20 protein-coding genes are annotated in these 20,427 nt (G+C 62.5%); 5 read left to right on the top strand and 15 right to left on the bottom strand.

From position 1 onward, the window contains the following. Positions 1-98 precede the first annotated feature (98 nt). Positions 99-410 carry an STAS domain-containing protein gene (locus ACBG85_RS06795; RefSeq protein ID WP_231917223.1) on the bottom strand — a complete coding sequence of 104 codons (312 nt, stop codon included), beginning with the start codon at positions 408-410 and terminating at the stop codon, positions 99-101. 423 nt (positions 411-833) lie between these two features. Here ACBG85_RS06795 and ACBG85_RS06790 point away from each other — a divergent pair, with 423 nt between their 5' ends. After that, a complete protein-coding gene (locus ACBG85_RS06790; protein ID WP_372026657.1) occupies positions 834-2,267 on the top strand; it encodes an FAD-dependent oxidoreductase in 1,434 nt (477 codons plus the stop codon). Positions 2,268-2,453: 186 nt separating this feature from the next. Here the strand turns inward: ACBG85_RS06790 and ACBG85_RS06785 are convergent, their stop codons facing one another. From ACBG85_RS06785 to ACBG85_RS06770, 4 genes are all read right to left on the bottom strand, one after another. Next, positions 2,454-2,756: a hypothetical protein gene (locus ACBG85_RS06785; protein WP_042452216.1), complete on the bottom strand. Its 303-nt coding sequence runs from the start codon at positions 2,754-2,756 to the stop codon at positions 2,454-2,456. Between the two features lie 99 nt (positions 2,757-2,855). After that, positions 2,856-3,686: a mycofactocin-coupled SDR family oxidoreductase gene (locus tag ACBG85_RS06780; protein ID WP_372026655.1), complete on the bottom strand. Its 831-nt coding sequence runs from the start codon at positions 3,684-3,686 to the stop codon at positions 2,856-2,858. 4 nt (positions 3,687-3,690) lie between these two features. Then, positions 3,691-4,488 (bottom strand): mycofactocin-coupled SDR family oxidoreductase, encoded by a 798-nt coding sequence (locus ACBG85_RS06775; RefSeq protein ID WP_372026653.1) that lies wholly within the window; start codon positions 4,486-4,488, stop codon positions 3,691-3,693. Next, on the bottom strand, positions 4,485-6,110 hold the full coding sequence (locus tag ACBG85_RS06770) for an NAD(P)/FAD-dependent oxidoreductase (RefSeq protein WP_007726712.1): 1,626 nt from the start codon (positions 6,108-6,110) through the stop codon (positions 4,485-4,487). Before ACBG85_RS06770 ends, ACBG85_RS06775 begins: the two co-directional genes overlap by 4 nt. 297 nt (positions 6,111-6,407) lie before the next feature. Between ACBG85_RS06770 and ACBG85_RS06765 the strand changes: the two genes are divergently transcribed. Next, positions 6,408-6,848 (top strand): hypothetical protein, encoded by a 441-nt coding sequence (locus tag ACBG85_RS06765; RefSeq protein WP_047269511.1) that lies wholly within the window; start codon positions 6,408-6,410, stop codon positions 6,846-6,848. Positions 6,849-6,855: 7 nt separating this feature from the next. Here the strand turns inward: ACBG85_RS06765 and ACBG85_RS06760 are convergent, their stop codons facing one another. Then, entirely contained in the window at positions 6,856-7,515 is a 660-nt protein-coding gene (locus ACBG85_RS06760) for a response regulator transcription factor (protein ID WP_063314849.1), read from the bottom strand. 176 nt (positions 7,516-7,691) lie between these two features. Here ACBG85_RS06760 and ACBG85_RS06755 point away from each other — a divergent pair, with 176 nt between their 5' ends. Beyond that, positions 7,692-8,153 (top strand): hypothetical protein, encoded by a 462-nt coding sequence (locus ACBG85_RS06755; RefSeq protein WP_372026649.1) that lies wholly within the window; start codon positions 7,692-7,694, stop codon positions 8,151-8,153. A 91-nt stretch (positions 8,154-8,244) separates the two neighbouring features. Here ACBG85_RS06755 and ACBG85_RS06750 read toward each other — a convergent pair whose 3' ends face one another. The 9 genes from ACBG85_RS06750 to dnaK form a co-directional block, all read right to left on the bottom strand. Continuing rightward, complete coding sequence (locus tag ACBG85_RS06750; protein ID WP_042452220.1) at positions 8,245-9,420, bottom strand: NADH:flavin oxidoreductase; 1,176 nt, start codon at positions 9,418-9,420, stop codon at positions 8,245-8,247. Between the two features lie 132 nt (positions 9,421-9,552). Next, entirely contained in the window at positions 9,553-10,272 is a 720-nt protein-coding gene (locus ACBG85_RS06745; RefSeq protein WP_003944438.1) for an ABC transporter ATP-binding protein, read from the bottom strand. After that, positions 10,272-12,122, bottom strand: coding sequence for an ATP-binding cassette domain-containing protein (locus tag ACBG85_RS06740; protein WP_054781170.1), 1,851 nt, complete (start codon positions 12,120-12,122; stop codon positions 10,272-10,274). The genes ACBG85_RS06745 and ACBG85_RS06740 overlap by 1 nt, the downstream gene beginning before the upstream one ends. Before the next feature lies 1 nt (position 12,123). Beyond that, a complete protein-coding gene (locus tag ACBG85_RS06735) occupies positions 12,124-12,981 on the bottom strand; it encodes a branched-chain amino acid ABC transporter permease (protein WP_007726703.1) in 858 nt (285 codons plus the stop codon). Beyond that, entirely contained in the window at positions 12,978-14,192 is a 1,215-nt protein-coding gene (locus ACBG85_RS06730) for an ABC transporter substrate-binding protein (RefSeq protein WP_007726702.1), read from the bottom strand. Before ACBG85_RS06730 ends, ACBG85_RS06735 begins: the two co-directional genes overlap by 4 nt. A gap of 332 nt (positions 14,193-14,524) precedes the next feature. After that, positions 14,525-14,935 (bottom strand): heat shock protein transcriptional repressor HspR, encoded by a 411-nt coding sequence (locus tag ACBG85_RS06725; protein WP_003944355.1) that lies wholly within the window; start codon positions 14,933-14,935, stop codon positions 14,525-14,527. Continuing rightward, entirely contained in the window at positions 14,932-16,104 is a 1,173-nt protein-coding gene (gene dnaJ, locus ACBG85_RS06720) for a molecular chaperone DnaJ (RefSeq protein WP_003944329.1), read from the bottom strand. Before dnaJ ends, ACBG85_RS06725 begins: the two co-directional genes overlap by 4 nt. A 22-nt stretch (positions 16,105-16,126) precedes the next feature. Next, a complete protein-coding gene (gene grpE / locus ACBG85_RS06715; protein WP_003944430.1) occupies positions 16,127-16,723 on the bottom strand; it encodes a nucleotide exchange factor GrpE in 597 nt (198 codons plus the stop codon). Continuing rightward, positions 16,720-18,573: a molecular chaperone DnaK gene (gene dnaK, locus ACBG85_RS06710; protein ID WP_003944365.1), complete on the bottom strand. Its 1,854-nt coding sequence runs from the start codon at positions 18,571-18,573 to the stop codon at positions 16,720-16,722. The genes grpE and dnaK overlap by 4 nt, the downstream gene beginning before the upstream one ends. Before the next feature lie 262 nt (positions 18,574-18,835). On the opposite strand from dnaK, the gene ACBG85_RS06705 reads away from it, so the two are divergent. Together ACBG85_RS06705 and ACBG85_RS06700 are read left to right on the top strand one after the other, a co-directional pair. Further along, positions 18,836-19,411 (top strand): hypothetical protein, encoded by a 576-nt coding sequence (locus ACBG85_RS06705; RefSeq protein ID WP_039972689.1) that lies wholly within the window; start codon positions 18,836-18,838, stop codon positions 19,409-19,411. Next, complete coding sequence (locus ACBG85_RS06700; protein ID WP_042452226.1) at positions 19,408-20,412, top strand: TIGR03617 family F420-dependent LLM class oxidoreductase; 1,005 nt, start codon at positions 19,408-19,410, stop codon at positions 20,410-20,412. Before ACBG85_RS06705 ends, ACBG85_RS06700 begins: the two co-directional genes overlap by 4 nt. The last annotated feature ends 15 nt before the right edge of the window (positions 20,413-20,427 follow it).

Below are 20,427 nucleotides of genomic sequence, written 5' to 3'. Positions count from 1 at the left end.
CCGCAAAGTGCACATCGACACGCAGATCAGACCAGAAACCAAGTCAACGCGTATCGAGCACTGCTCACTTCACATCGTTCGTGGGAGTTGTTTCCGGCTCAAGCACCGAGAGCATCAGCGGTCGACGTGGCAACGCCCGAAATGAGTTCGGAGGCGCCGAGAGCCTGAAAGATCATGGAGACCGCTCGCGTCGGGGCAAACAAGCGAATGCGGTTGTTGCCACGCCCCGCAGCATCGACAACGGCATTCGCCACTCCGGACGACATGAAGGTCACGCCGGAGAGATCGACGTGAATATCGGTTCCGACCAGGAGAAGTCGGTCGAGCGCGTGCACCAATTCCACCCGCTGACCCATGTCCAATTCTCCGGCAAGTCTCAGTACCGCATACGAAGGGGTGTAGCTTTCCACGTCGATACTGTACCGATGCCCTTCTCGGCCGGCGCTGTCAAAGAGATCGAGAACATTTGCAGCTGAAGAACGTTCGTTGATCGTAGTCATGAAAGCCTCTTGTCTGGACTCGGCGTGCCCCACCGCCCGAATCAGCGATGAATCACTGTGCGTCGGATAACCAACCGTGTCGGTCACTGCGTTCCAGACGAACTCTGCCACCGGCAGGTTTCGCCGACACAACCACATCTATAACGCTAGGGTCTCGAAAACGTCACAGCGCGATATCGCACTTTTGGCGCCACCCCCGACGCACTGAACCGCTACCTCGCCTGGCCCCCGACGTGCCTGCGGGGCGACGTCTCTGCGGCGCCGACCACTGGCTTTCTCGCTCATCGGGAAGGTGGGTTCGCCGCACCACCATTCCGCAATACCTTCTGTGACATGGATAACATTGTCGACGTACTCGTCATCGGATCGGGCGCTGCCGGATCGGCCGCAGCGCTCCAAGCGCACGCCGACGGCGCATCGGTCGTGATTCTGGAAAAGAGCGGACCTGATTCCGCGGGGGGCAACACTCGACTGTCCGGCAGTGGATGGTTCGTCAACCAGGACCCCGCTGCCGCCCGAACCTTCCTGCGTTCGTTGAACGGGGAGTTCCCCGTTGCCGAGGACGTCATCGATGCCTGGGCCGAGAACACTCACGGACTGTCCGACTGGATCCGCAGTCTGGGTGCAACTGTAGCGATGACCGGCGATTTCCATTCCGCGGCAGAGTTCGCCGAACTTGACGGAAGTTTTTGTTACGCAGGGATGGACACCGTCGAAGGGAAGATGGGCAATGAACTTCTCTACCGGTTCCTCGTCTCCGCTCTCGCTGAACGCGGCGTCACAACACTATTCGACACCGAAGCCACCGGACTGCTGACGGATGAATCCGGAGCGGTGACCGGAGTCGAGATCCGTTCGGGTGAAAAGACTTCGCAGATCCAGGCACGCCGGGGCGTCATCCTTGCCACCGGAGGATTCGAAGCAAATCCGACGATGGTGCGCGACTACTTGCGTCTGGAGAATCCGAAGATCTGGGGCTCACCATCGGCAACCGGCGACGGTCACCGCATGGCACAGGCCGTGGGCGCCGATCTGTGGCACATGAACAACATGATGACCATTACGGGAATTCCCGGCGACCTCGAAAATCCGACTGGATTCTTCCTCGCACTGTGGAACGCGCACAACTATGTGTTCCTCAGCCGGGAAGGTAGACGCTTCACCGACGAGTCAGCCGAAATGCGGCATGGTCATGTGTTCAGAGAGGGTTCCTACCAACACTTTCCGGTGCAACCGATGAACGTCGTCTTCGACGAGACGATGAGGTTGGCCGGACAGCTGAGCCCCGGCCGCGACGCACTGCCCGTCGGCCACAGGGTTCTCGACGAAGGGTACGAGTGGAGCTCGGACAATCAAGCCGAGATCGACAAGGGATGGATCCTCAAGGCGGACACGCTCGCCGAACTCGCCGAGAAACTCGGACTGGACCCAACAGTCGTGGAAACGAGCGTGCGACGCTACAACGAGGCGTGCGCGGACGGCATCGACCATTCGTTCGGCCGCAATCCCGAAACTTTGGCCCCGGTGGCTACCGCTCCGTTCTACGCCGTCTCCGGGTCGCCACTGCTGGGATGGAGTAGCGGTGGGCCGCGCCGCGACGGTCATTCCCGCGTACTCGATACTGCCCGCAATCCAATTCCTGGCCTCTACGCCGCGGGCGCGGTCAGTTCCACCTACAGCGCGGCGAAGGACGGCGGATTCCACATTGCCGACGCCTTCGCATTCGGCCGTGTCGCCGGGGCCCATGCCGCCGCGCGTAAAGCTTGATATCGCCGGCCTTTCGACTGACTAGCCACGCACGATTACGTGGCTGGTCAGTTGTGGTCGATCGTCACGCAGATGAATCCTCTGCGCCGGATGAAACCGGGATTCGTACCGGGACGCTATCGTGGCAGCGCACGACGTGCTCGACTAGAGAACCCGAATCATCCGCGCCGAAGGTCTTCTGCCGATTCACACCCGAGCAGCCTTGACCTCGTCGAAGAACGCGATGACGGCTGCCTCGTTCTCCGGCGGAACAGTCAGCGATGCCCGTGGACCCGCTACCGCGATCGAGTCGTCGGCGAGCCTGTTCCCGATGGTGAGTTTCAGTCCCGACTTCGACGGTTTCGCCTTCACCGCAATGTGTTCGACATGCCAACGAGCCACTTCGCTCGTGCTCGCGGCGGTGCGGTCGAAGACCTCCACCGTGCGGTGGTCGAGGACCATCACGATGTTGATCCCGACGGTGACTTCCAGATAGCGCCGTTCCGCCACGGTGTACGCCTTTCGGTTAGGTGAAACCGACGCTACACACCGTGGCGGAACTCAGCGTGTCAAAACCTCAGCTGTTCAAGATTTCAGCTGTTCGAAACCTCAGCGGGACGAACTTCCTGCATCCACCGGCAGGGCGACCGACGTGATGTAGCGAGCCTCGTCGGAAGACAGGAACAGAGCAGCGTTCGCTACGTCCACCGGTTCGATCCACGGAATGGCGAGCATGTTCATCGTCATCGCTGCGGCAGCAAATTCTTCGCGCGTCGGGTTCTCGAGATCGGGGCAGAACTTGCCGCGCACCAACGGGTTTTGAATCATGAGGGTGTCGACGTTGGTGGGATGGACCGTATTGACGCGTACGTTGTGCGGAGCCAGTTCCTTTGCCAGCGAACGCATCAGACCAACGACTCCATGCTTGGCTGCGGTGTAGTGCGCGACTCCGACCAGCCCCCGAAGTCCGGCGATGGAGCTTGTGAGTGTCATCGATCCCCCGCCCCGCGCGATCAAGTGCGGAGCCGCGACGGTCGTGGTGTGCCACACGCCGGTCAGATTGACGTCCAGCATGGTCTGCCACATCGTTTCCGACATGGTCAGGGCCCCGTCGGAGGACGTGATACCAGCTGTAGCGCAGACGATGTCGAGACCACCGAGCATTCCGACGGCCGAGTCCACGGCACTGCGTAGTGCCTCGAGATCCCGAACGTCCACTACCGCAGATTCGACCTTTCGCCCCAGCGCCCGGATCTGCGCCACTGTCTCATCGAGATCGGCCTCCGTCGCGGGCGGCGTGACTGTGGTTTCCACCGAAGTGCACACGTCGACCGCGATGATGTCCGCGCCCTCTTCGGCAAAACGCACGGCCTGAGCCCGCCCGATTCCTCGTGCCGCACCCGTGATCAGCGCGATCTTGCCTTCCAATCGAGAAGTCATCAATTCACACTTTCTGGGTCAGGCCGGCGTCGACAACCAACTGACAGCCGGTCATGTAGCGGGACTCCGCGGATGCGAGAAACAGGACCGCATTACCGACGTCCACCGGATCGACCCAGGGAACGGGCAGCAAGTTGCGAGCGCTGAGCACTGCAGCAGCGTCTGCTTCGGTGGGATTCTCGATGTCCGGGCACAGGTTCGCGAACACTCGCTCGTTGATGATCATCGGGGTACGTACCGAACCCGGATGCACGGAGTTGACGCGGATACTCTGCGCCCCCAACTCGTTGGCCAGCGTTCTGGCCAGGCCCACCACGGCATGCTTGGCTGCGCTGTAATGACTTGCGCCGGCAATACCTTTGATTCCCGCTGTCGAGCTGACCAGAACGACGGATCCACCGTCGCCGAAGTGCGGAACGCAGGCCTTGACGGTGTGCCACGCGCCGGTCAGATTGACGTCCAGCGAGCGGTTCCACACTGCAGGATCGATGGTCCACGACGGTCCCGGCGTGTCGTAGACGCCTGCATTCGCGACCACGACGTCCAACCCGCCGAGTTCGGTAACGCACTCGGCCACGACGGCGGCCAGACCGTCGAAGTCCCGAATATCCGCCACACCGGTGACCGCGATACCGCCTCGATCACGCACTGCCTGAGCGGTTTCCGCCAACCCCGATTGTGCCTGTTCGACATCCAACGCGATCACGGACGCGCCTTCCTCGGCGAGCCGCTCACAGTGTGAGCGTCCCATTCCTCCGGCAGCACCCGTCACGAGTACCCGCTTGCCCTCCAGCCGGCTCATGCGTGCACCGCGCTGTTCAGTTCGAAGCCTCGGTATCCCGCTGCTGCCACGTCTGCACAGATGTCGGAGTAGACACCGAAGCCTCCGATGAAGGGCATGAATATCCTCGGCTTTCCCGGGATGTTGGCTCCCATGTACCAGGAGTTCGCGGATGGGAACAATGTTGCCGACGCCCGGCGTGAGCACTCCTCGAGCCAGTTGTCCACGGCTTCGGCACTCGGCTCGATGGTGTCGATCCCCGCCGAATCGAGGTGGTTGATCGCGTCGGCGATCCAGTCGACGTGCTGTTCGGCAGCGAGAATCATGTTGGACAGCACACTCGGGCTACCCGGCCCGGTGACGATGAACAAGTTCGGGAAGCCGTGAACTCCCAAACCAAGATAGGTTCTCGGACCCGCATGCCAGTTCTCTCGCAAGGTCTCGCCGTTGCGGCCACGGATCTCGATGCGATCGAGTGCCCCGGTCATCGCATCGAAGCCGGTGGCGAACACCAATGCGTCGAGTTCGTAGTGCGAGTCGGTCGTCTTGATCCCAGCCTCGTCGATTGCCTCGATCGGTGCGCTCTTGAGATCGACCAGGCTCACGTTGTCACGGTTGTAGCTCTGGTAGTAGTCGGTGTCCGTCACGATCCGCTTGGTCCCGATGGGGTGGTCGTTCGGGATCAGCAGGTCGGCGATGGCCTGATCTTCGACCACCGATCTGATCTTGGCCTCGGCAAATGCGGCCGCCGTCGCGTTGGCGTCGATGTTGCTGGTCTGGTCTGCGAAGGTTTTGGCGAACAGAACACCGCCGAGCTTCCACCGCTCCTCGTAGGCCGCGTTCCTCTCGGCCTCGGACACCTCGAGCGCGCTGCGAGGATCCGAAACGAACGGAGATCCACCGCCACTGCGCTTGGACAGCGCTCGACGCTCGGCGTAGTCGGCCTTGATCTCTGCGCGTCGTTTGTCATCGAGAGGCGTGTTTCCCGCCGGCACACTGTAATTCGCGGACCGCTGGAACACGAAGAGGTGATCGGCCTGCTCGGCGATCAACGGAACGGACTGGATGCCCGACGATCCGGTGCCGATCACTCCCACTCGCTTGCCGGTGAAATCGACGCCCTCGTGCGGCCAGAAGCCGGTGTGGAAGACCTCACCGCCGAAAGTCTCGCGACCTGCAATGTTCGGAACGTTCGCGGTCGAGAGGCTGCCCGTGGCGCACACCACGAACCGCGAGGTGACGTCATGACCACCGTCGGTGTGCACTCGCCACGTCGACGAGTCCTCGTCGAACTGTGCGCTCAGGACACGGGTATCGAAAGTGAACCCACTGCGTAGGTCGAAGCGATCGGCGACGTGATCGAGGTAGGACAGGATCTCCGGCTGCGCGGCGTACTTCTCGCTCCAGTCCCAATCCTGTTGCAACTCTTCGGAGAACGAGTAGGAGTAGTCGAAACTCTCGACATCGCAGCGTGCGCCCGGGTAGCGGTTGAAGTACCACGTGCCGCCCACTCCGGAGCCCGCCTCGAAGCCGTGGACACGCAGCCCCTGCTCGCGAAGTCGGTGCATGGCGTACATGCCGGCGACGCCGGCGCCGATGACTACGACGTCGAGTGGTGCGGTGGAGAAGTCAGGATCGGTCATGGTGGCCACGCTACGAGTGGGTTGAATGGTAGAGGAACAGGTTCTCCCGCTGGGTGGGCGGAGCCTCCACCCCATGACGCTGGGTGGGCGAAGCCTCCACCCCATGACACTGGGTGGGCGAAGCCTCCACCCCATGACACTGGGTGGGCGGAGAGCGCTGTGTCCACCGATCGGGGGACAGCGATGTCGTCCAGCACTCGGACCCGTAGGTGGACAGACCCGAAGGGATTTCGGGGCCATAGTTGTCTCATCACAGAAACACACGGTCACCAAGACCGACAAATCGAGGAGAACATGATGAGCACCAACACAATTCGACCTGAAGCACTTTCCTTCTCCGGCCTCAGCATGGCAGCTCTGGTTGCCCGCTCCGCCGGTGCGAACACGGTGAAGTCGATGACCGACACATCCGTCACGACGGCGATGATCAGCAATTCGGGTCGCGGGGCCCTGTATCTGGTCGACGCATCCAACCCGAACGGCGACTGGGTCGTCCCGCCGGCGGACTACATCCTCCCCAACATGAACGTGAACGTTGTGGCCACGAGCAAGAACCAGAACGACTTCCCCATCGTGCTCACGTACCGCTCCGACGACGGTGGGGTGTTTGTCTTCAGTGCTACCAACTCGAAGACCAGGGCGGATGCCGGAGGTACGTACGCCCCCGACAGCCACGACGTCACGGTGACGATGACCTCGGGTTACCCGGCCATGAACGTCACGTACGTGCTTCGGTGACGCTTGCTCACTCCAACAATCCCTGCCGCATTGCAGCGGCGACGGCGGCGCCTCGATCGTTGACTCCGAGTTTCTCGTAGAGGCGCTGCACGTGAGTTTTGACGGTGGAGGGCGCAAGAAAGAGTTGTGAGGCGATGACCGGGATGCTGGCGCCCTGCGCGATCAATCCGAGAACCTCACGTTCGCGGGCGCTGAGCGTCGGACCGGACGGTTCACTACGACGCCGAACCTCTCCTACCAATCCGGCGGCGATACTGGGCGGCAACACATCTCGTCCCGCAGCACAGTCGAGCACGGCACTCACGATCTCGGCGCGAGTGGATTCCTTCGGCAGGAATCCGGCAGCACCGGCTTGCAGGGCCTGGTACACGACAGACGATTCGTCGTGAGCGCTGAGCAGAAGCACACGCGTCGGAAGCTCGTCTCGAACGACTGCGGCGGCGACCTGAGTTCCATCCAGGTGCGGCATCCGGAAGTCGAGCAGCGCGACCTGCGGGCGTAGTTCGCGGATCATTGCGAGCGCTGCTGCGCCGTCGTCGGCCTCGCCCAGGACGTCGATGCCGTCACTGCCGGTCAGAGCCCGAACCACGCCCTCACGGAACAGTGGGTGGTCGTCGCCGACCACCACGGAAACCTTGCCGGCCAGCGGCTTCGTGCCTTCGCGCATTGCTCACTTTCTCACGCCCGTACCAGCAATGCGAGCACTTACGCCTCCCCCGATCGGGGGACAAGAGATTCAACCCCGCCACGGCCCCGTCGGCGGACATACTGCAGCACTCATTCGCGACAAGATTGATTCATCGCCGAGAACGGCAACCACACACCATCCCAGGAGCAGACATCATGCGTACCAACACCACTCGCTTCGTAGCAGTCACCGCAATCGCCCTCGCTGTCGGCGGAACCGCACTGGGAACCGCAGCGATCGCCAACGCCGGCACCATGCCCACCGACGGCCCGACGGTTGCCATGACCATCACCAACAACACCGACAACCCGATGCTGCTGGACAGCGCGTCCAACCCCTACGGACAGTGGATCAACGGCCCCCGCTCCTACCTGGCCCCGCACACCACCGAAATCGTCACCGCCTACAGCAACGATCCCCGCGGTATCGGTGTCGACGTCACCTACAACGTCGCCGACGGCGTCCAGACGGTCATGGCTGCCAACAACTACGTCGGCAACCCCACCCTCGACGGGACTCGCATCATCGGCGACCCGACGCACGTCATCCTCACCGACTACATGGCCACCGGCTACCCCACGATGAACGCCTCCTACGACGTCTTCACGCAGAACTGAACCAAGCGTTGATGCGACCACGAACTTCATCCGATACGGCCCACGACCCGGTATCCGCATGGATGTCGGGACGTGGTGTGCGCTGACCAGCTCAGACGCGTTCGACCAACACGCAGCGGGCGCCACTGAAGATCGTGGGCATGCACTTGTTGCAGTGGATGCACAGTGATTGGGTATCGGATTCGGCCGCGATCCGATTGATCAGATCCGGTTCTCTGAGCAGCGCCCGTGCCATGGCGACGAACTCGAACCCTTCCGCCATTGCGGTATCCATGCCCGCTTTGTCCGTGACACCCCCAAGCAGCACGAGCGGCAACTTCACCGCAGCACGAATCTGCCGAGCCTCTTCCAGCATGAACAACGGCTTGTACGGATAGGTATGCAACATGCTCTTACCCACCAACTGCACACCGAGTCGAACAGGTTGCGGCATCGCGGCGGCGAACTCGCGGATCGGCGCATCGCCCTTGAACAGGTACATCGGGTTGAGCAGTGAACTGCCCATCGTCAACTCGAGCGCGTCGACGCTTCCGGATGCTTCGAGCCACTGCGCCACCTGGATTGCTTCGTCCACCCAGAATCCGCCTGGCACACCGTCGTCCATGTTCAGCTTGGCCAAGATCGCGATCTTGTCACCGACGGCATCGCGCACACTGCGTGCAGTTTCGAGTACGACGCGAGCCCGGTTCTCCAGCGATCCGCCGTAGGAGTCCTTACGACGGTTGAGTTTCGGGCTCAGGAACGAGCTCGCGAAATAGTTGTGACCGAAGTGGATCTCGACGGCGTCGAATCCTGCCTCGACGGCAAGTCGCGCAGCGCTCCCGTGCGCCGCCGCAATTCTGGTGATGTCCGCTGTCGTGGCAGTGCGAATCATCCTCATGCTCAACGGATTGAACGAACTCGACGGTGCCAGCGCGGGCAGTCCGGTCGACTTCTGATTCGCCACGGGACCGGCATGGCCGAGCTGCGCCGACGCAGCAGCACCTTCGGCGTGAATGGCATCGGTGAGCCGCCGAAGCCCGGGGAGGGCATCGGGCCGCATCCAGAGCTGGCCGTATTCGGTGCGCCCTTCCGGTGCGACGGCGCAATACGCGACGGTGGACATCCCGACTCCGCCGGCGGCTGGGCGACGATGGAACTCGATCAGCTCGTCGGTGACCAGGGCGTCGGGAGTTTTGCCTTCGAATGTCGCGGACTTGATGATTCGATTTCGAAGGGTCACCGGGCCGAGCTTCGCCGGGGCGAGCACGTCGGGAGCAGTGGTCATCGAGTTTGCCTCTCGCGGGAGTTGTTTGCAGGACGGTAGATCGATGGCCCCGAGCCGGCTAGGGCCCGTGCCACGGAGCGGGAAACGGCTTCAGCCCGGCCGAGGAGGCCGGGCTGAAGCCGTCATTGCCGTTCAGACGCGTCCGAAATACGCATCCTTGAGCACTGCCAGGTCGTCGATGTCCTTGGCATCGGCGTCGAGAACCACCTTGCCGATGTCGAGGACCGTCACATGATCGGCGACGCTCATCGCGGCCTCGACTGCCTGCTCGACCAGCAGAACAGCCAGGCCGGTTTCCTTGAGTTGTTGGACGCGGTCCATCACCTCACCGACGATCACGGGAGCGAGACCGCCCGAAGGTTCGTCGAGAAGGAGCAACCTCGGCTGCGCCATCAGCGCTGCGCCGATCGCGAGCATCTGCTGCTGACCGCCCGACATGGAACCGGCGGGAAGCGAACGCTTCTCCCCCAGGATCGGAAACATCTCGTACATCGATTCGACGGATTCCATAAGCTCGCCGCGCTTTGCCTTGCGGGTGTACCCGCCCAGCAGGAGGTTCTGCTCGACGGTCTGCTTGTGGAAGACCCGCTTGCCCTCCTGCACGTACGCCATCCCCTGTCGTACCCGTTTGTGCGCGGGGACTCCGGTGATGTCGGCGCCGTCCATCTCGACGGTTCCGGAGGCCACCTTGTTGAGGCCGGACAGGGCACGGAGCGTGCTCGTCTTGCCTGCGCCGTTGCGTCCGAGCAGGGCGGTCACCTGACCGGGATAGACGTCGAACGAGACATCCCAGACGACGCGCAGATCGCCGTACCCGGTCTGCAAGTTTCGGACCTTCAGAATCGGTTCCATCACTTCACCTCACTGGTCTGATGGTCTACCGCGCCGATTTCTTCGAGAAGTGCTTCTTCGTCGCCGGACTTGACTCCGAGGTACTCGCTCAACACGCGTGGGTGATGTTCGATGGTTGCCGCATCGCCGGTGGCGATCACCTGCCCTTGCGCCAGCACGACTATCTCGTCGGCCAGCGAGAGGACGAGGCGGAAGTTGTGCTCCACCAACACCACTGTCGCCCCGGCATCTCGCAGTACCCGGATCAGATCTGCCAGGCGTTCGAGTTCGTCCTCGTCGAGTCCGGATGCCACCTCGTCGAAGAGGACGACCCTCGGTTCGGCGATGACGGCGCGAGCAACCTCGAGCATGCGACGCATCCCCAGGGGCAGCGACGTCGCGATCTCGTTGCGCAAGTGCGACATCCCCACGAGTTCGAGGACACGCTCGGCCTCGACGATGTCGGCCTTCGCGATCCTGCGGAAGCTGGGCAGGCGAAGCACAGCCGACGCCATCGACGCTCGGTGCACCGAATAACGTCCGGATGCAACAGCTTCCAGAACCGTGATGTTTTCCGGAATCGTCGGAGTTTGGAACGTGCGCGCCACACCCACGCGCGCCACCTTGTGCGGCGACGACTGCGAGACCACCGTGTCACCGATCGTGATCACGCCCGCATCTGCGGTGTAGAAGCCGCAGATCATGTTGAGCATGGTCGTCTTACCCGAACCGTTGGGCCCGATCAACGCGGTGACCTTACCGGCCTCTGCGGTCAGGGTTGCCGCATTGAGCGCCTGGTTGCCACCGAACGCTTTGGACACTCCGTCGACCACCAACCGTGCTCCGTTGATCGGCGCCAGTTCCGGTGTCCCACCGCTGTTTTCCTTTGCGGTGACTACGCCCAGGCCGGCCTTGCGATCGAGTTTCGAGACGATCGCTCGCCCGACCTTGGTCAAACCCCCGGAGAGAAGCACACCGCCGATGATCAGGAAGCCGCCGTAGAAGATCAGCGAATACTCCTGGAACGCCGTCGACTGGTTGGGACCGAGCTGCATGATCGCGGCACCGACCACGGCGCCGTACACACTTGCCGCACCGCCGAGGATCGACGCCGCCAGAACTGCTGTGGCAAAGGTGAACCCGAAGGCTTCCGGCGAGATGAACAGGTCGGTGTTGGCGAACAGCGCACCCGCCAGACCGGCGGGGAACGCACCGATGGCATAACCGAGCAGCTTCATCCGGTACACCGATACACCCTGCGACGACGCCAGAACCGGCGACTGCTTGAGCGTGCGGAACGCGATGCCGTGCCGCGAGACCACCAGGTTACGCATCACCGCGAACCAGAGCACGGTCACGACGACGACCACCATGTAGTACTGCTGGGTGTCGAGTTCGGAACCGAAGAACGTCGGCGGCTCCATACCGGTGAGGCCGTTTCGGCCGCCGGTCTTGCCACCGAAGATCGCCAGTACGTCAGGTACCAGCAGAACCAGGAAGAACGACGTCATCGCCAGGGACCAGTTGCCCAGGCGCAGACCGGGAACACCGGTCAGGATTCCGACCGCCAGTGCCACTGCTCCGGAGGCAGCAAGCTGAAGCAGAATGTCGGTGTGACCTGCCTGGGACATCAGACCCGCGGTGTAGGCACCGGCCGCGTACATCGCTGCCTGGCCGAGTGCCAGTTCACCGGCAAAGCCGAGGCTCAAGTTCAGGCCACTGACCACAAGTGCCAGGATGCAGGCCAATTGAATCTGACGTGATGTCGACAGGTCGAGTCCCATCACGGGCAGCAGCAGGATCACCACGGCCAGGACGAGTGGGATGATCCAGCTCGGTAGGGAACGGAAAGTCCGCCACGCACTTACCATCTCACACCACCCGTTCTCGGACATTGCCGAACAGTCCAGCCGGTTTGACCATCAAGATGACGATCAGCACCGTGAAGACGGCGATATTGCTGTACTGACTTCCCGCCCACAGAGCGGTGAACGATTCCACCAGGCCGACGGTCAGACCGCCGATCAAAGCGCCAGGCAGAGAGCCGAACCCGCCGATCGCCAACGCCACGAATCCCTTGAGGGCCAACGCTGCACCCAACGTCGCAACTGCAAACGTCTTGGGGCCGACGAAGAGTCCGAGGACACCGGCCAAGGCACCCGAGAAGGCAAACGCTCCCAGTGCCAACCGTCGTACGTTGACTCCTCGCAGCATCGCCGCTTCACGATCCTCGGAGATGCCGATCAGAGCCAGACCCGTCATCGTTTTCTTCGAGACGTAACTCAACCCGACGACCAGTGCGATCGCCGCAACCAGCAGAGCGATCTCGACCGGGTAGGTACGGCCGCCGAGCAGGGTGATCGGTTCGTTCGATCCGAAGAACGGAACCGTGAGAGGTTCACTACCCCAGATCAATTGAGTGGCGCCGTTGAGCAGAGTTGCGACACCCAACGTCGTGACCAACTGGTTCTGGTGATCGGCCACCGGTCTGATCGCGACGATCTCCTCGACCGAGGCGAGGAGCATCACGGTCACGGTAGCCATGACGGCCACCACGAGAACGGGGAGTTTCAGGGTCACCAGACCCGTGTAGGCGACAAAGGTGCCCACCATCATCAGCTGAGCTTGAGCGAAGTTGAATGTGTTGGAGGAAACGAAAACGATGTTGTACCCGATGGCAACCAGCACGTAGACCGCGCCGAGCGCCAACCCGGACCACAGAATGGTCATGACGCAGCCGGGTTTCCGAACTGACCGTTGAGGATCTTCGTCGGACTGATGAACTTCAGCTCGCTGGTGTCCGGGTTCGGGCCGTGGTTGTCGGAGCTGAAGTTGTAGCGCGAGAGGAATGCGGTCTTGGCATTCTCCTGGACCTCAGTGGTTTCCAGTGCTTCGGCGAGCTTCTTCGGATCGGTCGAACTGCCGACCTTCTCCGCTGCCGCCGCGACGAGGGGGAAAGCGTCGTAGTTGTCTGCGAGGATCAGCGTCGACGGGATGGAGCCCAGCGAAGCCATCGTGTCCACCATCGTGTTGACGAGTGCGTTGTTCGGATCGAACACCGTGCTGCTGAACACCTGCGTCACCAGGTTCTTCACCTGCGGGGTGCCGAGCACACCGGCCGGCGGATCATTCGCGATCAGGTTGGTGGCAGACACCGAGGTGTTTCCGACCAGCGGCACGTCCCAGCCGAGTCGCTCGAGGCTTTGCAACACGTATCCGAGAGGAGCGCCGTACGCATCCAAGGCGATTGCCGCGGCACCCGAATTCTTGAGCGACTGCAACTGCGCCGTCATGTCCAAAGCGGCGGCGTCGTACTCCTCGTTACCGGCGGCCTTCAGACCTGCGGATTGCAAAGCACTGGTCATTTCTTCGCCGAACAGCTCACCGTAAGCGGTGCTGCCGTGCAAGACTCCGACGCTGCTGTAACCCTTGGACTTCGCGTACTCGGAAATTCCGCGAGCGGTATCGGTCGCACCCGGAGCCAGATCGAAGTTGAGCGGGAACTTCGAGGGGTCCGTCGAATCGGGCGAGGGAGCCATGCTCATCGAGAGAATGTTGTTCTGCTTGAGGATCGGCAGAACCGCAGCCGCGATCGACGACGGACCCGAGTTCAGGTAGAGGTCAGGCTTGTTCCCCGAATTGATGGCTTCGCGCAGCTTGGTGACGGCGATGGTTGCGTCACCCGCGTCGTCCACCGTAGTGAGCTCGATCTGACGGCCACCGATCCCCCCGGCTTCGTTCTGGACCTGAACGCCCGCCTTGGTGGCGAGCAGCGAGGTCTGCGAATTAGCCGCGAGGACTCCCTGTGCACTGATCCCGCCGGTCAGCAGCACACGGTAGGGCGAGTCCGCACCTCCGTCGGACTCCGAAGAACCACTGCACCCTGCAAGAGCCAGAGCCGTCACGGCAACTGCCGCAACAAGAATGGGCCGACGATTCATGTCTGCACTCCTAGAACACATGTATGCACCGAACGTCAGGCGAATACCTGACGAAAGAATGATCGGCCGGTGGACGTGCCTGATTTCGAGCACCAGCCAACCAAGCACCCGCTTGATGATCTAGCAAGCAGTTGCTTGGGATGGAGCATAGAATGTGATCTGGATAACGTCAAACGCTGAAAAGTGGAGTCATGGAAGCGGACGCTATGCACATTGAGGCGGCGTCGACAGATCTCTTCCCGCTGGGTGGAAACGCCGAAACGGCTCCACGCCCTGGCGGATTCGACGAAATGAATCCGACAGGGCGTGGAGCCGTTTGTGTAAAGGTCCGACTATCGCTGGTTGCGGGGCTTCCAGACCACCAACGCGTTGTTGCGCGGAATCGGCACGAGATCCCGGCGATAGCCCGCATGGACTTTCGCGATCTCCTCGGCCAATTCGCGGACGCGATGCTGCAGAGCCTCGACCTGGTTGGTCAGTTCGATGATTCGTTTGATTCCGGCAAGGTTGACTCCCTCGTCCTGCGAAAGCCGTTGTACTTCACGAAGAAGCGCAACATCGCGCGGGGAGTAGCGTCGTCCGCCACCGGTGGTTCGATGCGGGGTGACCAACCCGAGTCGGTCGTAGTTACGCAAAGTCTGCGCGTGCATTCCGGCCAACTCGGCTGCCACCGAGATCACGAAGATCTGAGCGTCAGGATCGACCGTCGCATCCCATTGATTCTGCGGTCGCTCTGTCATCATGCACCGGCCCACCCGGCCCGTGGATCGAACCCGCTCGCCTTCTCGGCTTCGAGATAGGTTTTCAGCGCTTCGATCGCCGGGTCGTCCAACTTCTGCGGAACGGATACCTTGACCGTGACCAGAAGGTCACCGGCACCGTCCGGCCGCTTGGGGATACCGCGTCCGCGAACTCGCAGAATGCGTCCGTCCACCGTTCCAGCCGGAACCTTCACTCCGACACGGCCTTCCAAAGTCGGCACGGACAGTGTCGTTCCCAGCACCAGCTCGCCGTAGCTCACCGGAACCGTCAGTGTCAGGTCGTCGCCGTTGCGTCCGAAGACACTGTCCGGCTTGACGCGGATGTTGACGAACAGGTCGCCGGCCGGAGCGCCGCGGAGTCCCGCTTCGCCCTTGCCCTTGAGTCTGATCTTCTGACCGTCGCTCACACCGGCAGGCACGCGAACCGTGATGGTCCGTGTGCGATTGGTGACGCCGCTACCGTGGCAGTCTTCACACGGCGAGTCGATGATCGAGCCGGTTCCCCGGCAATCGTCACACGGCTCACTGAATCCGAAGGCGCCCTGGTTCCGGCTGACCACGCCGGTTCCGTTGCAATGTGGGCACACTCGCGGGCTGGTGCCTGGCTTTGCGCCGCTGCCGTGACACGTGGTGCACGACGTAGGGCTGGTCAGACGAAGAGGGACGGTGACACCGAGCGCTGCTTCACGAAAGGCGAGCGTCGTCTCGGTCTCGAGATCCTTGCCTCGACGCGGGCGGTTGGGCGCAGCTGTTCGCTGGCCCGCTCCCCCGCGGTTGAACAATCCGCCGAAGATGTCTCCGAGACCCGAGTCCTGCCCACCGGCCCCGCCGCCGAACAGGTCGTTGATGTCGAAACCACCAGCGCCGGGGTTGAATCCGCCGCCGCCCTGCGCGCGGGGGCCGAAGCCGCCGCTGGCAAAGAGGCGCCGAGCCTCGTCGTACTCCTTGCGCTTGTCCGGATCAGACAGAACGGCATGAGCTTCACTGACGGACTTGAAACGCTCTTCGGCCTTCGCATCGTCAGGGTTGGCGTCGGGATGAAGATCCCGAGCCAGCTTGCGATACGCCTTCTTGATTTCGTCGGCCGTCGCGGTGGACGAGACGCCCAGCTCCTTGTAGAAGTCCTTCTCGATCCACTCCCGTTGACTCACTGGGCGTCTCCTCCTCTCACTCTTACTTCGCTTCTTGTTCTGAACCGTCTGCAGGCTTGTCGCCTACCCGGTCCGTCACGGCCACCATTGCGGTCCGAAGGACCCGGTCGCCGAGCTTGTATCCCTTGCGCATGACCGTCCCGAGTACCGGGTCGTGGCCTTCGCCTTCATGTTGCACCGCTTCGTGGAGTGCGGGATCGAAATCGTCACCCTCGCTACCGAAGTCGGTCAAACCCAGACCCGTCAGAGTCGTGTTGAGTTTGTCTGCGAGTGCACGCAGTGGACCCGATTCGAGGTCACCGTGTGCCCGAGCGCGATCCAGGTCGTCGAGAATTCCGATGAGCTCGGTGATGACCGAAGCCCGCGCGGTTTCCTTGATGACCTGCTTGTCACGCTCGACGCGACGACGGTAGTTGGTGAACTCCGCCTGAAGTCGCTGCAGATCCGCAGTCCGTTCGGCGAGCTGATCGGTGGCGGATGCTTCCTCCACGATCGACTCTGCTTCCTGAACTACCCCTGTGTCTTCCGAGTCGAGCGGCGGCAGGGATTCCCCCGCCGCCTCTCCCTGTGCACCGGTCTCGGGGTCGACCGGGTTGTTCTCGGGGTTGTCCGAGGTCACTTCTTGTCCGAGTCGGTGGGCTCGTCGACAACCTCGGCGTCGACGACGTCGTCGTCATTGCCTGCGCCGTCGGTGTTTCCGGCCTCGTTTGCAGCGGAAGCCTCGTAGATGGCCTGGCCCAGAGCCTGCGACTCGGTGCCCAGCTTCTCCACTGCGGTCTTCACTGCAGCGATGTCGGTGCCTGCCAGGGCGTCGTTGACGTCCTTGACCGCTGCCTCGACCTTGGTCAGGATCTCCTCGGAGACCTTGCCCGCGTTCTCACCTTCACGCTGCTCCTTGACGAACTTCTCCGTCTGGTGGACCAGCGACTCGGCCTGGTTGCGAACCTCTGCCTCTTCGCGACGGGCCTTGTCTTCCTCGGCGTGAGCCTCGGCATCCTTGACCATGCGCTCGATCTCTTCCTTGGACAGACCGGAGCCGTCCTGGATCTTGATCGTGTTTTCCTTGCCGGTGCCCTTGTCCTTCGCCGTCACGTGCACGATGCCGTTGGCGTCGATGTCGAAGGTGACCTCGATCTGCGGAACGCCACGCGGGGCGGGCGGCAGATCGGTGAGCTCGAAGGAGCCGAGCAGCTTGTTGTGCGAAGCGATTTCGCGCTCACCCTGGAAGACCTGGATCTGCACCGAAGGCTGGTTGTCGTCAGCGGTCGTGAAGGTCTCGGAACGCTTCGTGGGGATCGTGGTGTTGCGCTCGATGAGCTTGGTCATCACGCCACCCTTGGTTTCGATGCCGAGGGAAAGCGGCGTGACGTCGAGGAGCAGAACGTCCTTGACCTCACCCTTGAGCACACCGGCCTGGAGTGCGGCGCCGACGGCGACGACCTCGTCCGGGTTGACGCCCTTGTTGGGCTCACGGCCACCGGTCAGTTCACGAACCAGATCGGAGACGGCCGGCATACGGGTGGAGCCACCGACGAGCACGACATGGTCGATGTCCTTGACGGCGATTCCGCTGTCCTTGATCACTGCCTGGAACGGCGCACGAGTGCGATCGAGCAGGTCCGAGGTGATCTTCTGGAACTCGCTGCGGGTGAGCTGCTCGTCCAGGAAGAGCGGGTTCTTGTCCGCGTCGACCGTGATGTACGGGAGGTTGATGGAGGTGCTCTGCGAGCTGGAGAGCTCGATCTTCGCCTTCTCCGCAGCCTCACGCAGACGCTGCAGGGCCATCTTGTCCTTGGTCAGATCGATGCCGTTCTGAGCCTTGAACTTGTCGACCAGCCAAGCGACGACGCGCTCGTCCCAGTCGTCGCCACCGAGGTGGTTGTCACCGGAGGTTGCGCGAACCTCGACGACACCGTCGCCGATTTCGAGCAGGGAGACGTCGAAGGTGCCGCCACCGAGGTCGAAGACCAGAATGGTCTGCTCGGTGTCACCCTTGTCGAGTCCGTATGCCAGTGCAGCCGCGGTGGGCTCGTTGACGATACGAAGGACGTTGAGGCCGGCGATCTGGCCGGCTTCCTTGGTTGCCTGACGCTGTGCGTCCTCGAAGTACGCGGGGACGGTGATGACGGCGTCGGTGATGTCTTCGCCGAGGTAAGCCTCCGCGTCACGCTTGAGCTTCATGAGCGTGCGGGCGCTGATTTCCTGCGGCGTGTACTTCTTGCCGTCGATTTCCACGTTCCAGTCAGTGCCGATGTGGCGCTTGACGGAGCGGAGGGTGCGGTCGACGTTCGTGACTGCCTGGTTCTTCGCGGGCTGACCGACGAGAACCTCGCCGTTCTTGGCAAATGCGACCACCGAGGGGGTGGTACGTGAGCCTTCGGCGTTGGCGACCACTACGGGCTCGCCGCCCTCCAGCACTGCAACTACCGAGTTGGTCGTACCGAGATCGATACCGACTGCACGAGCCATAGTGTTCCTACCTTTCGTTCTGCGGTTCTCTGCCCGAGTGGTTGATCTCGAACATGACCGCGAGTTTTTCGCTTGGTGAGCGTCCTCCGCTCAAGTTTGCCTCCGACCGTGGCCGGGAGTCAACTTGAAGTTGAGCCGAGGGCGCTCAAGCTTGTCGAAATGGTCAACTACAGCCCACGTAGATTTGTTCCCGCCTTCCCCGAAAAGCCGGAAAAGTGCGCCACATCACTTCCGTATCTCTCCGAATGGCTACGATCGGCCGGTGACCGATCCCGACAATTCTCCCGCGCGACCTCCTCGCCCGTCACCTCCACGCCCGGCACCCGAGCGACCCGACGTCTCGGTTCGGCCGCTCCGACCTGCAGCGAGCGACGAGACACCCAAAGCCGTGACATTGTCCACCTCTGCCTGGATCGGCTCGTTCGTCGTCCTGGCCGGAATCGCCGGAGTGGTAGTCACCAGCCTCGACGACGTCCGGTCAGCTCTCGAAGAATCGACTGCGCGCGACAATCCCGGATACTCGTCCACCGACATCTCCGATGCCGTGACCGTCGTACTCGCCGGCAGCGGCGGCGGCGCTCTCGTCCTGGTCCTGCTCGCACTCATGAGCCTTCAACTCCTCCGCGCACGCAAGAACGCCGGGCGGGTGATGACGGCGATCGTGGGAGTCGTGAGCATCGCGGCCGGACTCGGCTTCATGTCTCTGGTCGACGGCGCAGCAGACATCGGCGCCGGAGTTCTGAGATGGGGTCCGATTCTCTACTGCGCCCTGGTCGCGGTGGCGGCGATCGCTCCGTTCGCTCCCGGTGTCAGCACCTGGCTGCGGGGACGCCGATGAAGGTTCACGTACAACTGGACTCCGCGCCGGGCGCGGGCGCTGCTCGTAGCCGTGAACTCGCGGAGACCGGCGCCGGTGGCCTGTTCACGTTCGAGGGACCACACGACGTGTTCTTCCCGCTCGTCGAAGCAGCATCGGCCGTCGACCTCGACCTGATGACCAACGTCGCCATCGCATTCCCCCGCAGTCCCATGCATCTGGCGCATTCGGCCAACGACCTGCAGTTGCTCAGTCGCGGCCACTTTCGACTGGGTCTCGGATCGCAGATCAAACCGCACATCGAAAAACGCTACAGCGCAACATGGTCGCGTCCGGCGGCCCGCATGAAGGAGACGGTCGCAGCGGTCAAGGCGATCTTCACTGCGTGGGAGAACACCTCGACGCTGAACTTCCGCGGCGAGTTCTTCACCCACACGTTGATGCCTCCGACGTTCGATCCCGGCCCCAACCCCTATGGGCCGCCGCCCATCCTGATGGGTGCGCTCGGACCGGTGATGACCAGGACGGCTGCCGAGGTGGCCGACGGACTACTGGTCATGCCGTTCCACACGCAACGTCATTTCCTCGAACGAACACTTCCGGCCGTCGATGCCGGTCTTCGCGAATCCGGCCGCACCCGAGACGAATTCACGATCATCCCGCAGGTCATCGTCGGCGTCGGCCGCGGCGACGATCAACTTGCCGCGGCCGCCAGAGGCGTCCGAGCCCTGCTCTCGTTCTACGGTTCGACGCCCGCATACCGTCCGGTGCTCGACGTCGAAGGGTGGGGCGAGGTCCAACCGGAACTCAATGCCCTGTCGAAGCGAGGTGGCTACACCGAGATGGCGTCGCTGATCACCGATCCGATGCTGACCACACTCGCCGTCGTCGGCACTCCCGAAGAGTGCGCCACCGAGATTCGGCGGCGGTTCGGCGAACATGCCGACGAAGTGTGCTGCTATTTCCCCGGTTACGACGTAGAACCGTCAGACGTGGCGTCGATGATCTCGTCTCTCACCTGAACCCGGTCGAACTTC

The organism is Rhodococcus sp. NyZ502 (assembly GCF_041464245.1).
GTDB classification, from domain to species: domain Bacteria; phylum Actinomycetota; class Actinomycetes; order Mycobacteriales; family Mycobacteriaceae; genus Rhodococcus_F; species Rhodococcus_F qingshengii.
This window is presented reverse-complemented; position numbering and strand designations above follow the sequence as displayed.

Excerpts from the sequence above, each read along its gene's own strand:
- ACBG85_RS06740 (WP_054781170.1), bottom strand. The coding sequence starts at position 12,122 with ATGGTAAGTGCGTGGCGGACTTTCCGTTCCCTACCGAGCTGGATCATC.
- ACBG85_RS06765 (WP_047269511.1), top strand. The coding sequence starts at position 6,408 with ATGAGCACCAACACAATTCGACCTGAAGCACTTTCCTTCTCCGGCCTC.
- ACBG85_RS06775 (WP_372026653.1), bottom strand. The coding sequence starts at position 4,488 with ATGAGCCGGCTGGAGGGCAAGCGGGTACTCGTGACGGGTGCTGCCGGA.
- ACBG85_RS06780 (WP_372026655.1), bottom strand. The coding sequence starts at position 3,686 with ATGACTTCTCGATTGGAAGGCAAGATCGCGCTGATCACGGGTGCGGCA.
- dnaK (WP_003944365.1), bottom strand. The coding sequence starts at position 18,573 with ATGGCTCGTGCAGTCGGTATCGATCTCGGTACGACCAACTCGGTAGTT.
- ACBG85_RS06730 (WP_007726702.1), bottom strand. The coding sequence starts at position 14,192 with ATGAATCGTCGGCCCATTCTTGTTGCGGCAGTTGCCGTGACGGCTCTG.
- ACBG85_RS06735 (WP_007726703.1), bottom strand. The coding sequence starts at position 12,981 with ATGACCATTCTGTGGTCCGGGTTGGCGCTCGGCGCGGTCTACGTGCTG.
- ACBG85_RS06770 (WP_007726712.1), bottom strand. The coding sequence starts at position 6,110 with ATGACCGATCCTGACTTCTCCACCGCACCACTCGACGTCGTAGTCATC.
- ACBG85_RS06700 (WP_042452226.1), top strand. The coding sequence starts at position 19,408 with ATGAAGGTTCACGTACAACTGGACTCCGCGCCGGGCGCGGGCGCTGCT.
- ACBG85_RS06790 (WP_372026657.1), top strand. The coding sequence starts at position 834 with ATGGATAACATTGTCGACGTACTCGTCATCGGATCGGGCGCTGCCGGA.
- ACBG85_RS06745 (WP_003944438.1), bottom strand. The coding sequence starts at position 10,272 with ATGGAACCGATTCTGAAGGTCCGAAACTTGCAGACCGGGTACGGCGAT.
- ACBG85_RS06750 (WP_042452220.1), bottom strand. The coding sequence starts at position 9,420 with ATGACCACTGCTCCCGACGTGCTCGCCCCGGCGAAGCTCGGCCCGGTG.
- ACBG85_RS06725 (WP_003944355.1), bottom strand. The coding sequence starts at position 14,935 with ATGATGACAGAGCGACCGCAGAATCAATGGGATGCGACGGTCGATCCT.
- ACBG85_RS06755 (WP_372026649.1), top strand. The coding sequence starts at position 7,692 with ATGCGTACCAACACCACTCGCTTCGTAGCAGTCACCGCAATCGCCCTC.
- ACBG85_RS06760 (WP_063314849.1), bottom strand. The coding sequence starts at position 7,515 with ATGCGCGAAGGCACGAAGCCGCTGGCCGGCAAGGTTTCCGTGGTGGTC.